Source organism: Mesorhizobium sp. M5C.F.Ca.IN.020.32.2.1 (genome assembly GCF_004023105.1).
Taxonomy (GTDB): domain Bacteria; phylum Pseudomonadota; class Alphaproteobacteria; order Rhizobiales; family Rhizobiaceae; genus Mesorhizobium; species Mesorhizobium wenxiniae.
Genome location: NZ_RZSX01001432.1, coordinates 1 through 860 on the forward strand (window position 1 = coordinate 1; position 860 = coordinate 860).

Sequence of the window (860 nt, forward strand, 5' to 3'; positions counted from 1 at the left end):
GTCTGGTGGAGAGACGACGGTGACTTTGCGGGCAAAAGGCAAGGGCGGCCGTAACAGCGAGTTCCTGCTCGCCTTCGCTATCGGCATCAGCGGCATGGATGGCATCCACGCGCTGGCCGCTGACACCGACGGCATCGACGGCTCTGAGGACAATGCCGGCGCCTTCGCCGATGGCTCGACGGTGTCGCGGATGCGGGCGACGGGCGTCGATGCTAAGGCCATGCTCGCCGGCAACAATGCCTGGACGGCATTCAACGTCGTCGGCGATCTTTTTATGCCCGGCCCGACCGGGACGAATGTCAATGACCTAAGGGCGATCCTGATCAGATAGGTTCAGGCCGCCATCAGCTTTTTTACCGCCTTCATGTCCTGCAGGAACCGCTCGCGCTCGGCCTGTTTGTCCGCCGGCTCGCGAATACGCAGGATGAAGGACGGGTGGATGGTGACGAACACACGCAAGCCATCGTCGCGCTCCACGACCTCGCCGCGCATCTTCATGATCGGCACGACCTTGCCGAGCAGCGACTGCGCCGCTGTTGCGCCGAGCGCCACCGCCAGATTGGGCTTGATCATTTCGAGCTCCTTGTCGAGCCACCAGCGGCAGGCCTGCACCTCGCCGGCATTTGGCTTGGAGTGGATGCGCCGCTTGCCGCGCGGCTCGAATTTGAAATGCTTGACCGCGTTGGTGACATAGACTTTCAACCGGTCGACGCCGGCATCCTCAAGGATGGCGTCGAAGACCTTGCCCGCCGGCCCGACGAAGGGTTTGCCGGCCAAATCCTCCTGGTCGCCAGGCTGTTCACCGACGAAGATCACCTTGGCCTTGTCAGGCCCTTCGCCGAACACGGTCTGTGTTGCAT

At 62.8% G+C, this 860-nt stretch carries 2 protein-coding genes; one reads left to right on the forward strand and one right to left on the reverse strand.

Going from position 1 to position 860, the window contains the following annotated elements:
• Positions 1-331: MOFRL family protein (locus EOA86_RS36560; protein WP_281035745.1), on the forward strand; the 331-nt coding region annotated here is incomplete at its 5' end.
• Between the two features lie 2 nt (positions 332-333).
• Here EOA86_RS36560 and EOA86_RS36565 read toward each other — a convergent pair.
• Positions 334-860 (reverse strand): UdgX family uracil-DNA binding protein (locus EOA86_RS36565; protein ID WP_164892405.1); only part of this gene is annotated, 527 nt, incomplete at its 5' end.